This window comes from Bradyrhizobium sp. PMVTL-01 (genome assembly GCF_051861855.1).
GTDB lineage: Bacteria > Pseudomonadota > Alphaproteobacteria > Rhizobiales > Xanthobacteraceae > Bradyrhizobium.
In genome coordinates, this window is record NZ_CP193982.1 from 1,607,477 (window position 1) to 1,623,574 (window position 16,098).

Below are 16,098 nucleotides of genomic sequence, written 5' to 3' on the forward strand. Positions count from 1 at the left end.
TCGCGTTGATGAGCGGTGGTTACCGCAAAAATTCTGCGGCCTGGCGCAGGGACGGGTAGCGTCGTTCCCAGGGTGCCGAAAACCGCTCCCTCCATATTCGGCATCCCTCTCCGAAGTCTTGCTCCTCCATGATGACCGCACACACGCCGGCCTAGCCAAGCGTAGTGGGTCGTCTTCTTGGAGTTCTCAAATGCCCGATCCGATGGCCGGTGTTCCCCCGCGATTCCTGCGTACACCTGAGGCCGCGCGCTATCTTGGCCTGTCCGGCCGCACGCTGGAGAAGCACCGCACGTACGGTACCGGACCAACATATCGGAAGATTGGCGGACGTGTCGTCTACGCCGTCGATGACCTGAAAGCGTGGGCCGACCGCGGCGCCAGGACGTCGACGTCCGATCCCGGCAAGGGGACCGTGCTGCCCGCCAAGAAACATCCGGCCCTGCGTCCCTATGCAGGTCAGGAACGTCGCTGATAGCCGCGTGAGAGCAGTGACTATGCGGCGCAAACTTCATTCCGAGCGCGACCAGCTTGAGCTCTTTCGGGCGCTACCCGGCGATCTTGCGCCCCGCGACGCGCAAGATCTGATGGCCTATCCGTTCTTCTCGCTCGCAAAAACGAAGCGGATCGTGCCGATCGATTTCCGCGCGGGTGCGACCTCAATTCGGGTCGAAGCTGTTCCGGAACACGGCATGGCGACCATTTGGGATGCAGACGTTCTGATCTGGGCTGCGTCCCAGATCGTCGAAGCGCGTGACGCCGGCCTGAGGACGTCACGCCTGATGGCTGCAACGCCTTACGAGATTCTAACGTTCGTCGGCCGCGGCACCAGCGCACGCGACTATGACCGCCTGAAGGCGGGCCTCGACAGACTTCAGTCAACGACGGTGATGACGTCGATCCGTCAGCCGACAGAACGGCGGCGGCATCGCTTCTCGTGGATCAACGAGTGGAAGGAGACAGCCGATGCAAATGGCCGCCCATCTGGGCTCGAGCTGATCCTGCCGGACTGGTTCTATGCAGGCGTTATCGATGACGCGCTCGTGCTGACGATTGACCGCGCCTATTTCGATCTGACGGGTGGGCTTGAGCGCTGGCTTTATCGTCTTGTGCGCAAGCACGGCGGCCGACAGGACAGCGGCTGGAGCTTTGATCTTCTGCACCTCCATGCCAAGTCCGGCATCCTCTCGCCGCTCAAGCACTTTGCTTACGACGTCCGTCAGATCGTCCAGCGCCAGACCTTGCCCGGCTATCAGCTCGTGCTTACGCGCGATCCTGATGGCATCGAGCGGCTGAACTTCGCGCCAACGCCTGTTGATCCCTTAACGGCACGCCTGCGCCGGCGCGGTCTCATTCCAAATTCGGAGGACAACCTGTGAATCAGCTCGTGCTATCGGTTACCGCAACTCTCGTGCTATCGAGGACACGATCCTCGTGCTATCGGGGACCGGAATCGAGCTTAACAGCTTGTTTCACCGTACTTTCCAGCCGCTCTAACTTTACTAACCAGAAATCCTTCGGATTTTTTCTAACGGACCAGGCAGCAAAGTGCATGGGAGGTGGCCGGCAAAGTCGGCCCGTCCGTCCTGCTGGCGTTCACAAGCCGTACACGCACTTCCCCGCCGCCAAAGCGGACGGCTCCCAGTTAGAGCGTGGGGGAGCCACGGCATGAGCGATCTCACGGAAGTAGAAGTGCTGTGGCTCGAAAAGCGTATCGAAAACCGCGTTCGTTTCGGGCGCGTTGTCGAGGAACGGAAGCTCGATCGCAATCGGCGTGTCCTGTCATTCGCGCCAGGCAGCATCTTTGCTTTCGTCCGTTGGATCTCAAATGACTTTGGCACGATCATTTCGCGGATCGATATCTTGCGCGCCGTCGCGCCGGGACAACGCTGCTCGACCGTCCCTTATGTGACACCCGGCGGAGAGATTTTGCTGCGTCTGTCCGGCTGGCCGAAAGTCGAGCGAGTACTGCAAATGGCCGACGCTGTTGAGGCACTCGGCATCGATCCAGCTGATGTCGCGCCTGATCATTGGCATCACGTTCATAATCGCCTGTTCGTCAACGAAAACCCGCGCCCGTATACGAAAGCGCGCCATCAGGCCTGGCTTCATCGCCAAAAAGTGATGCGATGACGGGCCGCCTAATGATGCTGGCATTGACGATTGGGATCGCTGCTGCGCTCAGCGCGACGACCGTCCTGGAGCCGCTTCCGCTTTACATCTGGAACGCATCCGCGAGCGTGCCGATCGGTCTCTATCGTCTCCGACCGGCGGACAAATTCCAAGTCACTGAATTGGTCGCCGTGCGGCCGCCGGAGCCGCTCGCGACTTTCCTTGACCTTAACGGCTATCTTCCCATCGGCGTCCCCATGCTGAAGCGCGTGCTCGCCCTTCCGGGGCAAAGTGTCTGCAGAACCGGCCTCACTATTTCGGTCGACGACCTGGCGGTGGGCGAGGCGATGGATCACGACAGACGAGGCAGGCCGCTGCCAAAATGGCAGGGCTGCCGCGTCGTAGGTGACGGCGAGCTGTTTCTGATGAACTGGCAGTCGGACAACTCTCTTGACGGCCGGTATTTTGGATTTCTTCCGGCATCTAGCGTGATCGGCCGCGCGATGCCGGTGTGGACGTGGGAGGAGTGATCATGCGTGTTCAACGTTTTCTCCTCGCCATTCCCTTGTTCGATCGGTCGCGGGATCATTCCTCCGCCGCGAGCGATTTCTGCAAGGCTGGCGCGAGCCCGACAGCGTGCTTGGGTCGGTTGGGCACGCGCGTTTGTGCTGTAGTGCTCCTTATGTTTCTTCTGACCACGTCCGACAGTGCTGCTTTGGCCCAGAGCGCATCAACTGGACGACGGGCGATCGGTCAGACAGTTAGATCGTTTGAGGGCTTCATCACTGAAGCCTCACAACGCTTTGCGATTGCGCCGAACTGGATCCGATCAGTCCAACGCATCGAGAGTGCTGGTGACGTGCACGCCAGATCGCCAAAGGGCGCAATGGGCCTGATGCAAATCATGCCGGCGACTTGGGCGGAACTTCGCGAGCGCTTCAATCTCGGGAACGATCCCTACGACCCGCACGACAACATTCTGGCCGGCACGGCGTACTTGCGCGAACTGCTCGACCGGTATGGCTCGCCTGGCGTGTTTGCCGCCTACAACGCGGGACCATCTCGCTATGAAGAGCATCTCGCAAGCGGTTTTTTGCCAGAGGAGACGCGAGCATACGTCGCAAAGCTTGCAAATCTGCTTGCCATCGAACTGCCGCCGAGGTGGACGTCCAGCCGACAGTCATCAGCAGCCGCGGCGCTATTCGTTACGCGATCCGATCTCATGAAAACGCACGATCGGTTGCTGGCGGTCGTGCCACCGGGCGGTGTCATGATCGCAAGGTCGGCGGCCGATGTTTCGACCATGGTCCCCCGGCCTATTGGCGTCTTCGTCCCTCGATCGGATCCGGGAGTATCGCAATGACCAAGTGGACGAGTCCGCAAGCCTTGGCGTGCTTCACCGAGAAAATGCCACGCGCTGATTGCGTATGGGCGATGCCTTCGGCCCGCGCTCTACTCGTCGCTTCGCTCCTCACCGAGCCACCCTTCGGGTGTCTCGGCCCTTCGGGTAACGATCGCTATCGCAAGCGCTCGGAAGAAGTGCGGGCTTCGCGAGTTGGCTGCCAAGTCGCTGCTGCTCTTTGGGAAACCGGGGACCGGGAGACCACGACGGCAGGACGGCGAGATAAAAGGGGCTCGCCGGTCGAACCCCAAGCCATTGGCATGGCTTGGGTTCTTGCGTGCCGGTCGGTCGGGGCGCGTGCCGCGCCTCGCATTTTGACGAACGCAATCAAAGGCGTTTTCGGCACCGTGCGCGCTTTTGATCGTTGGGAGGCCCTGCCGTGAGCGTGCGCGACAGCGACCTGCGTATTCGGCCTGGGCGCATCCGCAGCACACGCTCGCCTAAACCGAAGAGCTTCATCAACCAGGTGCTGCGGGCGGCGAAGAAGGCAGGACACACTTCGGGTCAGACCGCGGCCGGCAGGCGCTCAACGGTCTACGGACGCTCGACGTTTGGCCGCGGCCGGCTGGCCTTTAGCCGCGCCAGATTGTTCAGCCCAACACGACGCGTTGTCGTGAAGGCGCGTGTGGTTCGTCACAAAGGGCGCGCTTTCCGCTCCGCGCCACTGACCGCCCACCTGTCATATCTCAAGCGCGACGGCGTGACCCGAAGCGGTGAGCGGGCCGAGATGTTCGATGCTGGCAGCGACCGCGCCGACAGCGCGGCTTTCGCGGACCGATCCAAGGACGACCGGCATCATTTCAGGTTCATAGTGTCGCCCGAGGATGCCGCCGCCATGACCGACCTGAAGGCCTTCACCCGCGATCTCGCGAGGCAGATGGAGGTCGATCTCGGCACGCAGCTCGATTGGGTGGCTGTCGATCATTGGAATACCGACAACCCTCACGTCCATCTTCTCGTTCGGGGAATAGATGAGGAGGGCGCGGATCTCGTGATCTCCCGTGACTACATCAGCCGAGGCCTGCGCGCGCGCGCCGAGGAATTAGTCGCGATTGAACTCGGTCCGAAGCCAGAGCGCGAGATCCGCAGTTCACTGGAGAGGGAAATCACAGCTGAACGATGGACGCGGCTCGATCGGGAGATTCGGCTGGCGGCAGATGAGACCGGCTATATCGATCTTCGGCCAGGGAATCCCGGCAAATCCGATTCCGAGATCCGGCGCCTCATGATCGGTCGCCTTCAGCACCTGGAGAAGATGGGCCTTGCCGCGCCCGCGCTACCAGGGGAATGGATGGTCGGGCTCGAGGCCGAGCACAGATTGCGTGACCTCGGCATGCGCGGCGACATCATCAAGTCCATGCACCGCGCCTTTACCGAGCGCGGGGAAGCGCGCGGCGTTGCGGACTTCGTCATCGAAGGTGGACAGCCGTCGTGCCAGATCGTCGGACGACTGGTCGACCGTGGATTGCATGACGAACTGACTGGCGAAGCCTACGCCCTGATCGACGGAACAGACGGACGCGTGCACCACCTGCGCTTCCGAGGCGTCGAGGCCTTTGAGCACGCACCGCCGATCGGCGGCATCGTCGAAGTGCGACGCTTTGGTCAAGCCGCCGATCCGCGGCCGACCGTGGTGCTGGCGATCCGCTCCGATCTCGATCTTTCCGAGCAGGTCACCGCGAAGGGCGCGACCTGGCTCGACCACCGGCTCGTCGAACGCGACCCCATGCCGCTCGCTATGGGCGGCTTCGGCGGCGAGACTCGCGACGCCATGGAAGCCCGTGCCGAGCATCTGATCCACGAAGGCCTGGCGCGGCGGCAAGGGCAACGGATCATCTTGCAGCGTGATCTGCTGAACACGTTGCGCCGACGTGAGCTGGACGAGGTAGCCGCAAAAGTCTCGGCTGACACGGGCTTGCTTCCCGTGAACGCCGCCTCCGGGGAGCATGTGGCGGGCACATATCGCCAGCGGCTGACGCTCACCTCCGGACGCTTCGCCATGATCGATAACGGGCTCGGCTTCCAGCTCGTGCCCTGGTCGCGCGAACTCGAAAAGAGGCTCGGCCAACACGTCACCGGCATCGTGAAGGATGGCGGTGGTATCGAGTGGGGCTTTGGTCGGAAGCGCGACCTTGGCCTCTAGCAATCTCGCCAATTCAGTTGCGGAAGGACGTTCGGGATGTCCGGAACCAAGATCCTCTGGGGACAAGTGATCGTTGTCGGCCTGATCGTTTCACTGGCGATCTGGGGAGCAACGGAGTGGACGGCTTGGCGGCTCGCCTGGCAACCGGAGCTCGGCCGGCCCTGGTTCGAACTGTCGGGCTTCAAGGTCTACTACCCGCCCATCTTCTTCTGGTGGTGGTTCGTCTATGATGCCTATGCGCCTCAAGTGTTTGTCGAGGGGGCCTTCATCGCGGTAACCGGGACGCTCGCCTCGATCGCGGCGGCAATCGGGATGTCGGTGTGGCGGGCGCGTGAAGCCAAGAATGTCGAGACCTATGGTTCGGCGCGCTGGGCTGGTCTGGAGGAGGTTCGAGCGGCCGGACTTCTCGGTCCGGATGGCGTGGTGCTTGGCAAGCTCGATCGCGACTACCTCCGCCATGATGGGCCGGAGCACGTGTTGTGTTTTGCTCCCACCCGGTCCGGCAAGGGTGTCGGACTCGTCGTTCCCTCGTTGTTGGCATGGCCGGGCTCGGCCATCGTGCACGACATCAAGGGTGAGAACTGGCAGCTGACCGCGGGTTTCCGCTCGCGGCATGGCCGCGTCCTGTTGTTCGACCCGACCAACCCGAAATCCTCGGCTTACAATCCGCTGCTCGAGGTCCGGCGCGGGGAATGGGAGGTTCGCGACGTCCAGAACGTGGCCGACGTCCTGGTCGACCCCGAAGGCTCCCTCGACAAGCGGAACCATTGGGAGAAGACTAGTCATTCGCTCCTGGTCGGCGCCATCCTCCATGTCCTCTATGCCGAGGTAAACAAGACTTTGGCCGGGGTCGCCGCCTTCTTGTCCGATCCGAAGCGGCCGATCGAGGCGACGCTGAAGGCGATGATGACGACGCCGCATCTTGGCGAGCAGGGCGCCCATCCCGTGGTCGCCTCGACCGCGCGCGAACTCCTCAACAAATCCGAGAATGAACGTTCCGGTGTTCTGTCCACCGCGATGTCGTTCCTTGGACTTTACCGCGATCCCGTCGTGGCCCAGGTGACCTGCCGCTGCGACTGGCGGATCGCCGACCTGATCGCAGATAGCCGCCCGACAACACTTTATCTCGTGGTGCCGCCCTCCGATATCTCGCGGACCAAACCGTTGATCCGCCTGGTGCTGAACCAGATCGGCCGGCGCCTGACCGAAGATCTGCACGCCCGCGACCGCCGGCATCGAATCCTAATGATGCTCGACGAGTTTCCCGCACTTGGGCGGCTTGATTTCTTCGAGTCCGCGCTCGCCTTCATGGCCGGGTACGGCATCAAGAGTTTCTTGATCGCGCAGTCGCTCAATCAGATCGAGAAGGCCTATGGGCCGAACAACGCAATTCTCGACAATTGTCACGTCCGCGTCAGCTTTGCGACCAACGACGAACGGACCGCCAAGCGGGTGTCCGACGCGCTGGGCACGGCGACCGAGATGCGGGCGATGAAGAACTATGCCGGGCACCGGTTGAACCCTTGGCTGGGGCACCTAATGGTATCGCGGCAGGAGACGGCAAGGCCGCTCTTGACCCCAGGTGAGGTCATGCAGCTTCCGCCGATCGATGAGATCGTCATGGTGGCAGGGACGGCGCCGATCCGGGCGAAGAAGGTCCGCTATTACGAGGATCGGCGATTCACAGAGCGGGTACTGCCGCCGCCCGATCCGGCGACGGCCGGCCGATCATTGCGAACGGACGGATGGTCAACGTTCGGAGCGTCAAAGCCGACGGGAGGTCCAACTGACAAAGAGGACGAGGAAGACATGGCGAACAGCGGGCTCCGTCGTGAGCCCGAACTCCCCGATCACGTCGCGATCGCCAAGGAGACAACCGAATCGACACCGGCAGAAGAATTTGCCGCCGTGCTTGACGATGAGGAGGACGTGGTCCGCCAGTCCCGGCTTGTGCGTCAACAGATGCGCGGTGTCGCCCGTCAAGTCGCCATGGATCTGAATGATGGTATGGAGCTCTGAGGCATATGCGCGACCGGATGAACGTCTACTTCCCACCAGAGCTTCTGAAACAGATCTCGGAGCTCGCCGATCGCAAGAAACTTTCCCGGTCTGCGGTCGTGGAAGCGGCTGTCGCTTCGTTTTTGTCACCGGACGGCGCCGACAGGAGGGAGGCAGCGTTCGCCCGGCGCCTCGATCGGCTGTCGCGTCAGATGCAGAGGCTGGAGCGCGACGTAGGGTTGACGGCCGAAAGCTTGGCGCTCTTCATACGATTCTGGCTGACGATCACGCCGCCACTACCCAACGACGCGCAGGCGGCCGCGCAGGCAAAGGGTCGGGAGCGCTTCGAAGGATTTGTCGAGGCGCTTGGGCGTCGCTTGCAAAAAGGGCAAAGCTTTCTGCGCGAGATTCCGGAAGATTTCCCCCACCAAAAACCGGTTGAGGAAACCTAGTCGAACCAGTAGTTAACCATTTCGACAGTCCTTCTTTTTCTACGCCAGCCTACGATCGCAGCAATTTAGCTAGGCCCTCAAAAAGCGAGACGCGCTATCGGCTCAGACGAGCTGAGGATCAAGAAGGGCCAGCATGCAAGTTTCAGGAGCATGGCGTCTCACCGCGCGCGTATTTCTCCCGTTTGCTGCCGGTTACTATCTTTCGTATCTGTTTCGAACGATCAACGCCTTGATCTCCAGTCATCTCAGCTCGGAGACCGGGCTTGGGTCTGCCGATCTCGGGTTGCTTACGTCAGTCTATTTCCTTGTGTTCGCGGTGGCTCAGATCCCCGTCGGCATATTGTTGGACCGCTTTGGTCCGCGTCGCGTCCAGAGTGCTCTGCTCCTGCTCGCAGCAGTGGGCGCCGGAGTGTTCGCAGCATCGACCGGCTTCCTGTCCCTCTTGATCGCGCGTGCAATGATCGGGCTTGGCGTGGCGGCAGCGCTGACGGCAGGCCTGAAGTCCATCATCCTTTGGTTCCCCAGGGAACGAGTTGCCTTGCTGAACGGCTACATGATCATGCTGGGGGCGCTAGGAGCGGTGACCGCTACGGCTCCGGTCGAACACCTGCTCGCCTGGATGGGCTGGCGGCAGCTCTTCGGGATTCTGGCGGCCGCTACCGGTGCGACGGCCGCTCTCATCTATGTCGTGGTGCCCGAAGGAGGCATTGTCTCATCGATGGCGTCAACCCCCGCGACCTTTAGGTCGGTTTTCGGCGATCGGCGCTTTTGGCGAATGGCCCCGTTGTCGGCGACTTGCATTGGATCAGCCTGGTCCCTGCAGGGATTGTGGGCATCGCCATGGCTGACCGACGTGGAGGGGCTTGATCGCGTAAGTCTCGTCAGACAGCTTTTCATGATGTCCGTCGTACTGAGCGCCGGTGCCTGGTTGTTCGGTATGACGGTCCATTGCATCAAGCGAAGGGGAATCGGGGCGGAGGCGATACTAGCGATGGTCGCGGTGCTGTTTATCGCAGCCGAGTTGGCCTTGATCTTGCGAGCGCCTCTTCCGTCCATCCTGCCTTGGTCCATTGTCGCAATCGTCGGAACGGCAACCGTGGTCAGCTTCGCGGTGATAGCAGATTACTTTCCGCTGGAGCTGGCCGGTCGCGCCAATGGTGCCTTGAACGTCTTGCACTTTGGCTGGGCATTTCTGGCGCAATACGCGACAGGGCTGCTCCTGGAGCAATGGTCCACGAAGGGTGACCATCGGCCCGTGATCGCCTATCAAGTTGCGTTCGGTCTGAACGTGGCACTGCAGATCGCGGCGTTGACTTGGTTCGCATTGCCCTGGCGCCAATTCGTAGCTTCATGGATGAGTTCAATTCCTTTCTTCATGCCAGCTAAAGTTTCCCACGCTGTCGAGTCAGTTGGGTCGTATGAGGATTCGCTCATCCTCCTGCCCGCAGATGACAATGCTGAGTGGTGAGCAGAAACTTGCAGCGAACGGATACATCAGCTAGCCGCCAATTATCAGTTCTCTGTCTTTCTTTTTCTACGCCAGCCTACGATCACGCGAAGCGCTTGTTGCCCGAAGCCCATTGGTCCCTTTTCTATTCATCCCCATCTGAGGGCGCGCTGTGACACGCCCTCGCGCGGTGGGAGCGAACGGTGACAATCCATTCCATTCAATCGGAGGCGAATTCGCGCGGTGCGCGAATGCTGCGCAGCGCGCTTGGCGCAGCGATTGCCGGCTACCTCGAAGATGAAGCGATCGTCGAGGTGATGCTCAACCCGGATGGGCGGCTGTGGATCGACCGGTTACGGAACGGCCTGATCGACACGGGCGAGACGCTGTCCGCAACCGACGGCGAGCGCATTGTTCGTCTGGTGGCGCATCACGTAGGCGCCGAGGTGCATGCCGGCGCGCCACGGGTTTCGGCAGAACTGCCTGGAACTGGTGAACGTTTCGAAGGCCTGTTGCCGCCGGTCGTTGCCGCGCCGGCCTTTGCCATCCGCAAGCCAGCCGTCGCAGTGTTTACGCTCGACGACTACGTCGCCAAGGAGATCATGACCTGGAAGCAGGCCAAGGTCCTGAAGAGCGCGGTCGCTGCACGGAAGAACATCCTGGTCGCCGGTGGGACATCAACCGGCAAAACGACACTGACGAATGCGCTCCTGGCCGAGGTGGCAAAGACTACTGATCGGGTCGTGCTGATCGAAGACACCCGCGAACTTCAGTGCAAAGCGCCCAATCTTGTAGCGCTCCGGACCAAAGACGGCGTGGCCACGCTATCAGATCTCGTTCGGTCCTCGCTGCGCCTACGACCTGATCGCATTCCGATTGGTGAAGTCCGAGGTGCTGAGGCGCTCGATCTGCTCAAGGCTTGGGGTACAGGCCATCCCGGCGGCATAGGCACTATTCATGCGGGCGCCGCGCTCGGTGCGCTGCGGCGGCTCGAGCAACTCATCCAGGAAGGCGTCGTCACAGTTCCGCGTGCCCTGATCGCCGAGACCATCAATCTCATTGCTGTGCTTGCGGGGCGCGGCGCTGACCGTCGCCTCGCTGAGCTCGCCCTCGTTTCGGGGCTTAGCGCCGCTGGCGACTACGACCTTTCATCAGCAGGAGACTGACATGCGTCAGCAATTTCGTTTCCCTCGAGGCGTCCTTTCACTAGCCTCCGGCACGGTCCTTTTGGCGTCGGTGCCGGCCTGGGCGGCTGGTTCGAACATGCCTTGGGAGCAGCCACTCAATCAGATCCTGCAGTCGGTGGAGGGGCCAGTCGCCAAGATCATCGCCGTCATCATCATCGTTGTGACCGGGCTAACGCTCGCTTTCGGGGACTCGTCAGGTGGTTTCCGCAGGCTGATCCAGATCGTGTTCGGTCTGTCGATCGCGTTTGCCGCCTCGAGCTTCTTCCTGTCGTTCTTCTCTTTCGGCGGCGGTGTGGTGATCTGATGGATGATCAGGTGGCTGGCTTTTTCGTGCCCGTTCATCGCGCACTCACTGAGCCCATCCTGATGGGGGGCGCGCCGCGGTCGGTCGCGATCGTCAACGGCACGCTGGCGGCAGCCCTTGGACTCGGACTGCGGCTCTGGATCGCTGGTCTCGTCCTCTGGTTCATCGGCCACATGGCCGCCGTCTGGGCGGCCAAGCGCGATCCCGCGTTCGTCGATGTGGTGCGCCGACATCTGCGCATTCCCGGCCATCTCAACCTCTGAGTTATCGGTCATGTTGAACCTTGCCGAATATCGCCATTCCAGTGCACGCCTCGCCGACTTCCTGCCTTGGGCAGCCCTTGTCGACGAAGGAATCATCCTGAACAAGGACGGCTCGTTCCAGCGGACGGCAAAGTTCCGGGGATCCGACTTGGATAGCGCAGTGCCTGCTGAACTTGTCGCCGTCGCCGGCCGTCTGAACAACGCGATGCGTCGCCTCGGATCCGGGTGGGCCGTATTCGTTGAGGCGCAGCGTCATTTCGCTGGGGCCTATCCTCCGAGTACATTTCCGGATGTCGCGTCCGCGCTGGTCGACGCGGAACGCAGGGCTCAATTCGAGGAGGCGGGCGCTCATTACGAGTCCAGCTACTTCCTGACCTTCCTCTTTCTGCCTCCGGAGGAGGGAGCGGCTAAGGCGGAGCGATTGCTCTATGAAGGTCGCGACCGCACCGTTGGAGCAGATGCCCGGGAGGTGCTGCGCGGGTTTGTCGCCCAAACCAACCGCGTGCTAGGCCTCCTAGAAGGGTTCATGCCGGAATGCGCCTGGCTCGATGATCAAGATACGCTGACTTATCTGCATTCAACGATCTCGACCAAACGTCATCGGGTTCGAGTGCCCGGGATTCCCATGTATATCGATGCGCTGTTGGCCGACCAGCCGCTCGCCGGCGGGCTAGAGCCGATGTTGGGCTCAGCCAATCTTCGGGTCCTGACGATAGTCGGCTTTCCGGGCGCCACGACCCCGGGAATTCTGGACGACCTGAATCGCCTGCAATTCTCCTATCGTTGGTCGACGCGCGCGATCATGCTCGACAAAACCGACGCCACCAAGCTGTTGACGAAGATTCGCCGGCAGTGGTTCGCAAAGAGGAAGTCCATCGGCGCCATCCTCAAGGAGGTCATGACCAACGAGGCGTCGACGCTGCTCGATACTGACGCCCACAACAAGGCGATCGACGCCGACGCCGCCCTCCAGGAGCTGGGTTCGGGCCAGATCGGACAGGCTTTTGTCACGGCGACTATCACCGTCTGGGACGGCGATCCCGCTGCTGCCGATGAAAAGCTGCGGTTGGTCGAGAAGGTTATTCAGGGGTGCGATTTCACCTGCATGGTCGAGACGGTGAACGCCGTTGAAGCCTGGCTCGGCAGTCTGCCCGGGCATGTCTACGCCAATGTGCGGCAGCCACCTGTGTCGACCCTCAACCTCGCCCACATGATGCCGATGTCGGCGGTGTGGGCTGGTGAGCCGAGGGATCTGCACTTGAAGGGGCCGCCGCTTCTGTTCGGCAAAACGGAGGGATCGACCCCATTCCGATTCTCGCTCCACGTCGGCGACGTCGGCCACACGCTCGTGGTAGGGCCGACGGGTGCCGGCAAGTCGGTCCTGCTCGCTCTGATGGCGCTACAGTTCCGTCGTTACCCGAACTCGAAGGTCTTTGCGTTCGATTTCGGCGGTTCAATCCGGGCGGCCGCGCTCGCCATGGGCGGCGAGTGGCATGATCTCGGCGGTGGACTGTCTGACGGGGACGAAAACCCTGTCGCTCTGCAACCATTGGCCTGGATCGATGATCCCTCAGAGCGCGGATGGGCCACGGAATGGATCGGCGCGATCCTGGCCCGGGAAAAGATCGAGATCACCCCGGAGGTGAAGGATCATCTATGGTCGGCGCTGACATCTCTCGCCTCGGCGCCAATGCAGGAACGGACCCTGACGGGCCTGTCGGTCCTGCTGCAATCGAACTCCCTGAAACGCGCCTTGCAACCTTACTGCCTCGGCGGTCCGTCCGGGCGCCTGCTCGATGCAGAATTCGAGCGCCTCGGCGAGGCGTCGGTCCAGGCATTTGAGACCGAAGGCTTGATCGGAACGAGCGCTGCTCCGGCCGTGCTGGCGTACCTCTTCCATCGTATCGGGGACCGTCTCGATGGTCGGCCGACGCTCCTCATTGTCGATGAAGGCTGGCTTGCGCTCGATGATGACGACTTTGCGGGGCAACTTCGCGAATGGCTGAAGACGCTTCGCAAGAAGAATGCGTCTGTCATCTTCGCTACCCAGTCCCTTTCGGATATTGATGGCTCTGCGATTGCGCCGGCGATCATCGAAAGCTGCCCAACGCGCCTGTTGCTGCCGAACGAACGGGCGATCGAACCGCAGATCACTGCCATCTACCGCCGCTTTGGCCTCAACGACCGCCAGATCGAGCTCCTGAGCCGGGCAACGCCAAAGCGCGACTACTATTGTCAGTCTCGCCGCGGTAACCGGATGTTCGAACTTGGGCTTGGAGAGGTCGCGCTGGCCTTTACCGCAGTATCTTCCAAGACAGATCAGGCAGCCATCGCGCAACTCCTCGCCGAACATGGACCTGACGGCTTCGTACCGGCCTGGCTCCAGCACCGCGGCGTGGCCTGGGCCCTCGATCTGATTCCCAATCTCGTCAATCTGGAGAAATCGCAATGAGGCGACTTGGCCTATTGGCGGCTGCTGGCACCGTCGCGCTGATCCTGGGCGTCACGGTGCCTGCAAAGGCGCTGATCGTCTTCGATCCCAACAACTACGTTCAGAACGTCCTGACTGCCGCACGAGAGCTGCAGCAGATCAACAATCAGATCACCTCGTTGCAGAACGAGGCGCAGATGTTGATCAACCAGGCGAAGAACCTGGCACACCTGCCGTACTCGTCGCTACAGCAACTGCAATCTTCCATCCAGCGGACTCAGCAATTGCTGGCCCAAGCCCAGCGCATTGCCTACGACGTCCAGCAGATCGATCATGCCTTCTCGACGAGCTACGCGCCAGCTACCAGCAGCCAGTCGGATCAGTTGCTGATCGCCAATGCTCAATTGCGTTGGCAGAATTCGTCTGCCGCAACGCAAGACGCGCTTCGTGTCCAGGCTGGCATCGTTGGCAACCTCGACACCAACCGCGTCCAGACCTCCGCGCTCGTTAGCTCAAGCCAAGGCGCTAGCGGTGCATTGCAGGCAACACAGGCCGGCAATCAGATTCTGGCATTGAACGCGCAGCAGCTCGCCGACCTCACGGCTGTCGTGACGGCGCAGGGCAGGGCGCAAAGCCTTGAAGCCGCGCAACGCGCAGCGGCCCAGGACCAGGGCCGCGAACAGCTCCGGCGGTTTCTTACGCCAGGACAGAGCTATCAATCATCCAACGTGCAGATGTTCCACTGATGACCGATATGCAGGCATTCAAGGCGTTGTCGCTGCTTACGACAATTGGCGTGTTGGTCGTCACTGCCTGCACGATTCAGCTTCGTGGCGGAGACAACCCTCCGCCGCCGAAAGCGGAGCAGACGACAGACGCAACCAGCTCAGACCTCGCGCGCTGCCGCAGCGTCATTGCGGAGGAAGCAGAGGGTTATGAGCATTGCAAGCAAGTTTGGGCCGAAAATCGCCGTCGCTTCTTTGGCAAGAAGATCGGTGCTGCAGCTCCTGGCCACGACGCTGCCACCGCCGGCGTGGCGCTAATTCCAAAGGATCAAAGCCGGATCCCGCAGGGATATCCGAACCTGGTGGCGCCTGAGGCGAGCAGGCCATGACGGGTACGGGGATCATCGACCAGTTCCTTGAAACGTTCACGCGTTATATCGACAACGGTTTCGGACTGCTCAGTAGCGATGTCGGATATCTCGCAACGACCCTTGCGGCGATCGACACCACGCTCGCCGCATTGTTCTGGAGTTGGGGAACGGACGAGGACGTCATCGCGCGCCTCGTCAAGAAGACGCTCTTCGTCGGCGTCTTTGCCTATCTCATCGGCAACTGGAACAGCCTGGCACGTATCGTCTTCGAGAGCTTTGCCGGTCTCGGGCTGAAAGCGTCGGGCGCAAGCCTGTCTGCGTCGGATTTCCTAAGACCTGGAAAGATCGCTCAAGTCGGCCTTGATGCCGGCCGACCATTGCTCGACTCGATCTCCAACCTCATGGGCTACATCAGCTTTTTCGAGAATTTCGTCCAGATCGTCGTTCTCCTGTTCGCGTGGGTCGTGGTGCTGCTCGCCTTCTTCATTCTGGCGATCCAGCTCTTCGTCACCCTGATCGAGTTCAAGCTCACGACGCTAGCCGGCTTCGTGCTCATTCCCTTTGGCTTGTTTGGCAAGACCGCCTTCGCGGCGGAGCGAGTTCTGGGCAACGTGATATCTTCCGGCATCAAGATCCTGGTCCTGGCCGTCATCGTCGGCATCGGCTCCACCCTGTTCTCGCAGTTCACCGTAGGTTTCGGCAATGCACAACCGACCATCGAAGACGCGATGACGCTGGTGCTCGCGGCGCTTTCCTTGCTGGGCCTCGGCATCTTCGGTCCGGGTATCGCAAGCGGCCTGGTGTCGGGCGGACCTCAACTCGGCGCCGGGGCTGCGATAGGAACAGGCCTTGCTGCTGGTGGCATTGTTGCGGCTGGCGCGGGACTTGCCGCTGGAGGTGCCGGTCTCGCTGGCGGTGCGGTTGCAGGCGCCGCGCGCAGTGGCAGCGCTGTCCTAAGCGGAGCATCAGCCGCATATCGAAGCGGGGGCGTTGCTGGCGGCGCGGAGTCCGGCAGCTCTGCTGCGGTGAGCCCTTTGCGTCGAGCCGCGGCTGCCTTCGGAGGAGGGCGAGGAGGCGAGCAAGCCGCGAGCACCTCGGCTGAAGGGCAGCCTGATTGGGCGCGCCGCATGAAGCGTGCTCAGACCATTCGGCATGGTGCCTCGGCCGCTGGCCACGCTGTCCGCTCGGGCGATCACGGTGGCAGCGGCTCCTCCGTCGATTTGTCCGATCGAGAACGCTGAGACGCACCACTGCATCTCCGCCGCA

16 protein-coding genes are annotated in these 16,098 nt (G+C 61.7%); all 16 read left to right on the top strand.

Features of this window, described 5'->3' with window-relative positions; translation table 11 throughout:
• The first annotated feature begins 190 nt into the window (after positions 1 to 190).
• The 16 genes from ACRQ5Q_RS07545 to trbL all read left to right on the top strand — a co-directional run bounded on the left by ACRQ5Q_RS07545 (position 191) and on the right by trbL (position 16,073).
• Complete coding sequence (locus ACRQ5Q_RS07545; protein WP_128948359.1) at positions 191 to 472, top strand: helix-turn-helix transcriptional regulator; 282 nt, start codon at positions 191 to 193, stop codon at positions 470 to 472.
• 22 nt (positions 473 to 494) lie between these two features.
• A complete protein-coding gene (locus ACRQ5Q_RS07550; RefSeq protein ID WP_439396777.1) occupies positions 495 to 1,376 on the top strand; it encodes a replication initiator protein A in 882 nt (293 codons plus the stop codon).
• A 289-nt stretch (positions 1,377 to 1,665) separates the two neighbouring features.
• A complete protein-coding gene (locus ACRQ5Q_RS07555) occupies positions 1,666 to 2,130 on the top strand; it encodes a DUF2840 domain-containing protein (RefSeq protein WP_439396778.1) in 465 nt (154 codons plus the stop codon).
• On the top strand, positions 2,127 to 2,639 hold the full coding sequence (locus ACRQ5Q_RS07560) for a S26 family signal peptidase (RefSeq protein WP_439396780.1): 513 nt from the start codon (positions 2,127 to 2,129) through the stop codon (positions 2,637 to 2,639). Before ACRQ5Q_RS07555 ends, ACRQ5Q_RS07560 begins: the two co-directional genes overlap by 4 nt.
• 2 nt (positions 2,640 to 2,641) lie before the next feature.
• Positions 2,642 to 3,472 carry a lytic transglycosylase domain-containing protein gene (locus ACRQ5Q_RS07565; protein ID WP_439396782.1) on the top strand — a complete coding sequence of 277 codons (831 nt, stop codon included), beginning with the start codon at positions 2,642 to 2,644 and terminating at the stop codon, positions 3,470 to 3,472.
• A 418-nt stretch (positions 3,473 to 3,890) separates the two neighbouring features.
• On the top strand, positions 3,891 to 5,654 hold the full coding sequence (locus ACRQ5Q_RS07570) for a relaxase/mobilization nuclease domain-containing protein (protein WP_439396784.1): 1,764 nt from the start codon (positions 3,891 to 3,893) through the stop codon (positions 5,652 to 5,654).
• 36 nt (positions 5,655 to 5,690) lie between these two features.
• Entirely contained in the window at positions 5,691 to 7,673 is a 1,983-nt protein-coding gene (locus tag ACRQ5Q_RS07575; RefSeq protein WP_439396785.1) for a conjugal transfer protein TraG, read from the top strand.
• A gap of 5 nt (positions 7,674 to 7,678) precedes the next feature.
• Entirely contained in the window at positions 7,679 to 8,104 is a 426-nt protein-coding gene (locus ACRQ5Q_RS07580; protein ID WP_439396787.1) for a CopG family transcriptional regulator, read from the top strand.
• Between the two features lie 133 nt (positions 8,105 to 8,237).
• The gene (locus ACRQ5Q_RS07585; RefSeq protein ID WP_439396788.1) at positions 8,238 to 9,572 is read left to right on the top strand and encodes an MFS transporter; all 1,335 of its coding nucleotides are present in this window, start codon (positions 8,238 to 8,240) and stop codon (positions 9,570 to 9,572) included.
• 230 nt (positions 9,573 to 9,802) lie between these two features.
• Positions 9,803 to 10,717, top strand: a complete 915-nt coding sequence (trbB, locus tag ACRQ5Q_RS07590) for a P-type conjugative transfer ATPase TrbB (RefSeq protein WP_439396790.1) — start codon at positions 9,803 to 9,805, stop codon at positions 10,715 to 10,717.
• Between the two features lies 1 nt (position 10,718).
• Positions 10,719 to 11,042, top strand: a complete 324-nt coding sequence (locus ACRQ5Q_RS07595; protein WP_439396791.1) for a TrbC/VirB2 family protein — start codon at positions 10,719 to 10,721, stop codon at positions 11,040 to 11,042.
• Positions 11,042 to 11,305, top strand: a complete 264-nt coding sequence (locus ACRQ5Q_RS07600) for a VirB3 family type IV secretion system protein (RefSeq protein WP_439396793.1) — start codon at positions 11,042 to 11,044, stop codon at positions 11,303 to 11,305. Before ACRQ5Q_RS07595 ends, ACRQ5Q_RS07600 begins: the two co-directional genes overlap by 1 nt.
• A 10-nt stretch (positions 11,306 to 11,315) precedes the next feature.
• Positions 11,316 to 13,757, top strand: coding sequence for a conjugal transfer protein TrbE (gene trbE / locus ACRQ5Q_RS07605; RefSeq protein ID WP_439396795.1), 2,442 nt, complete (start codon positions 11,316 to 11,318; stop codon positions 13,755 to 13,757).
• The gene (gene trbJ, locus ACRQ5Q_RS07610) at positions 13,754 to 14,482 is read left to right on the top strand and encodes a P-type conjugative transfer protein TrbJ (protein ID WP_439396796.1); all 729 of its coding nucleotides are present in this window, start codon (positions 13,754 to 13,756) and stop codon (positions 14,480 to 14,482) included. Before trbE ends, trbJ begins: the two co-directional genes overlap by 4 nt.
• Positions 14,482 to 14,850, top strand: a complete 369-nt coding sequence (gene trbK-alt / locus ACRQ5Q_RS07615; RefSeq protein WP_439396798.1) for a putative entry exclusion protein TrbK-alt — start codon at positions 14,482 to 14,484, stop codon at positions 14,848 to 14,850. Before trbJ ends, trbK-alt begins: the two co-directional genes overlap by 1 nt.
• A complete protein-coding gene (gene trbL / locus ACRQ5Q_RS07620) occupies positions 14,847 to 16,073 on the top strand; it encodes a P-type conjugative transfer protein TrbL (RefSeq protein ID WP_439396800.1) in 1,227 nt (408 codons plus the stop codon). Before trbK-alt ends, trbL begins: the two co-directional genes overlap by 4 nt.
• Positions 16,074 to 16,098 lie beyond the last annotated feature (25 nt).

Excerpts from the sequence above, each read along its gene's own strand:
- ACRQ5Q_RS07545 (WP_128948359.1), top strand. The coding sequence starts at position 191 with ATGCCCGATCCGATGGCCGGTGTTCCCCCGCGATTCCTGCGTACACCT.
- ACRQ5Q_RS07550 (WP_439396777.1), top strand. The coding sequence starts at position 495 with ATGCGGCGCAAACTTCATTCCGAGCGCGACCAGCTTGAGCTCTTTCGG.
- ACRQ5Q_RS07555 (WP_439396778.1), top strand. The coding sequence starts at position 1,666 with ATGAGCGATCTCACGGAAGTAGAAGTGCTGTGGCTCGAAAAGCGTATC.
- ACRQ5Q_RS07560 (WP_439396780.1), top strand. The coding sequence starts at position 2,127 with ATGACGGGCCGCCTAATGATGCTGGCATTGACGATTGGGATCGCTGCT.
- ACRQ5Q_RS07565 (WP_439396782.1), top strand. The coding sequence starts at position 2,642 with ATGCGTGTTCAACGTTTTCTCCTCGCCATTCCCTTGTTCGATCGGTCG.
- ACRQ5Q_RS07575 (WP_439396785.1), top strand. The coding sequence starts at position 5,691 with ATGTCCGGAACCAAGATCCTCTGGGGACAAGTGATCGTTGTCGGCCTG.
- ACRQ5Q_RS07580 (WP_439396787.1), top strand. The coding sequence starts at position 7,679 with ATGCGCGACCGGATGAACGTCTACTTCCCACCAGAGCTTCTGAAACAG.
- ACRQ5Q_RS07585 (WP_439396788.1), top strand. The coding sequence starts at position 8,238 with ATGCAAGTTTCAGGAGCATGGCGTCTCACCGCGCGCGTATTTCTCCCG.
- trbB (WP_439396790.1), top strand. The coding sequence starts at position 9,803 with ATGCTGCGCAGCGCGCTTGGCGCAGCGATTGCCGGCTACCTCGAAGAT.
- ACRQ5Q_RS07595 (WP_439396791.1), top strand. The coding sequence starts at position 10,719 with ATGCGTCAGCAATTTCGTTTCCCTCGAGGCGTCCTTTCACTAGCCTCC.
- ACRQ5Q_RS07600 (WP_439396793.1), top strand. The coding sequence starts at position 11,042 with ATGGATGATCAGGTGGCTGGCTTTTTCGTGCCCGTTCATCGCGCACTC.
- trbE (WP_439396795.1), top strand. The coding sequence starts at position 11,316 with ATGTTGAACCTTGCCGAATATCGCCATTCCAGTGCACGCCTCGCCGAC.
- trbJ (WP_439396796.1), top strand. The coding sequence starts at position 13,754 with ATGAGGCGACTTGGCCTATTGGCGGCTGCTGGCACCGTCGCGCTGATC.
- trbK-alt (WP_439396798.1), top strand. The coding sequence starts at position 14,482 with ATGACCGATATGCAGGCATTCAAGGCGTTGTCGCTGCTTACGACAATT.
- trbL (WP_439396800.1), top strand. The coding sequence starts at position 14,847 with ATGACGGGTACGGGGATCATCGACCAGTTCCTTGAAACGTTCACGCGT.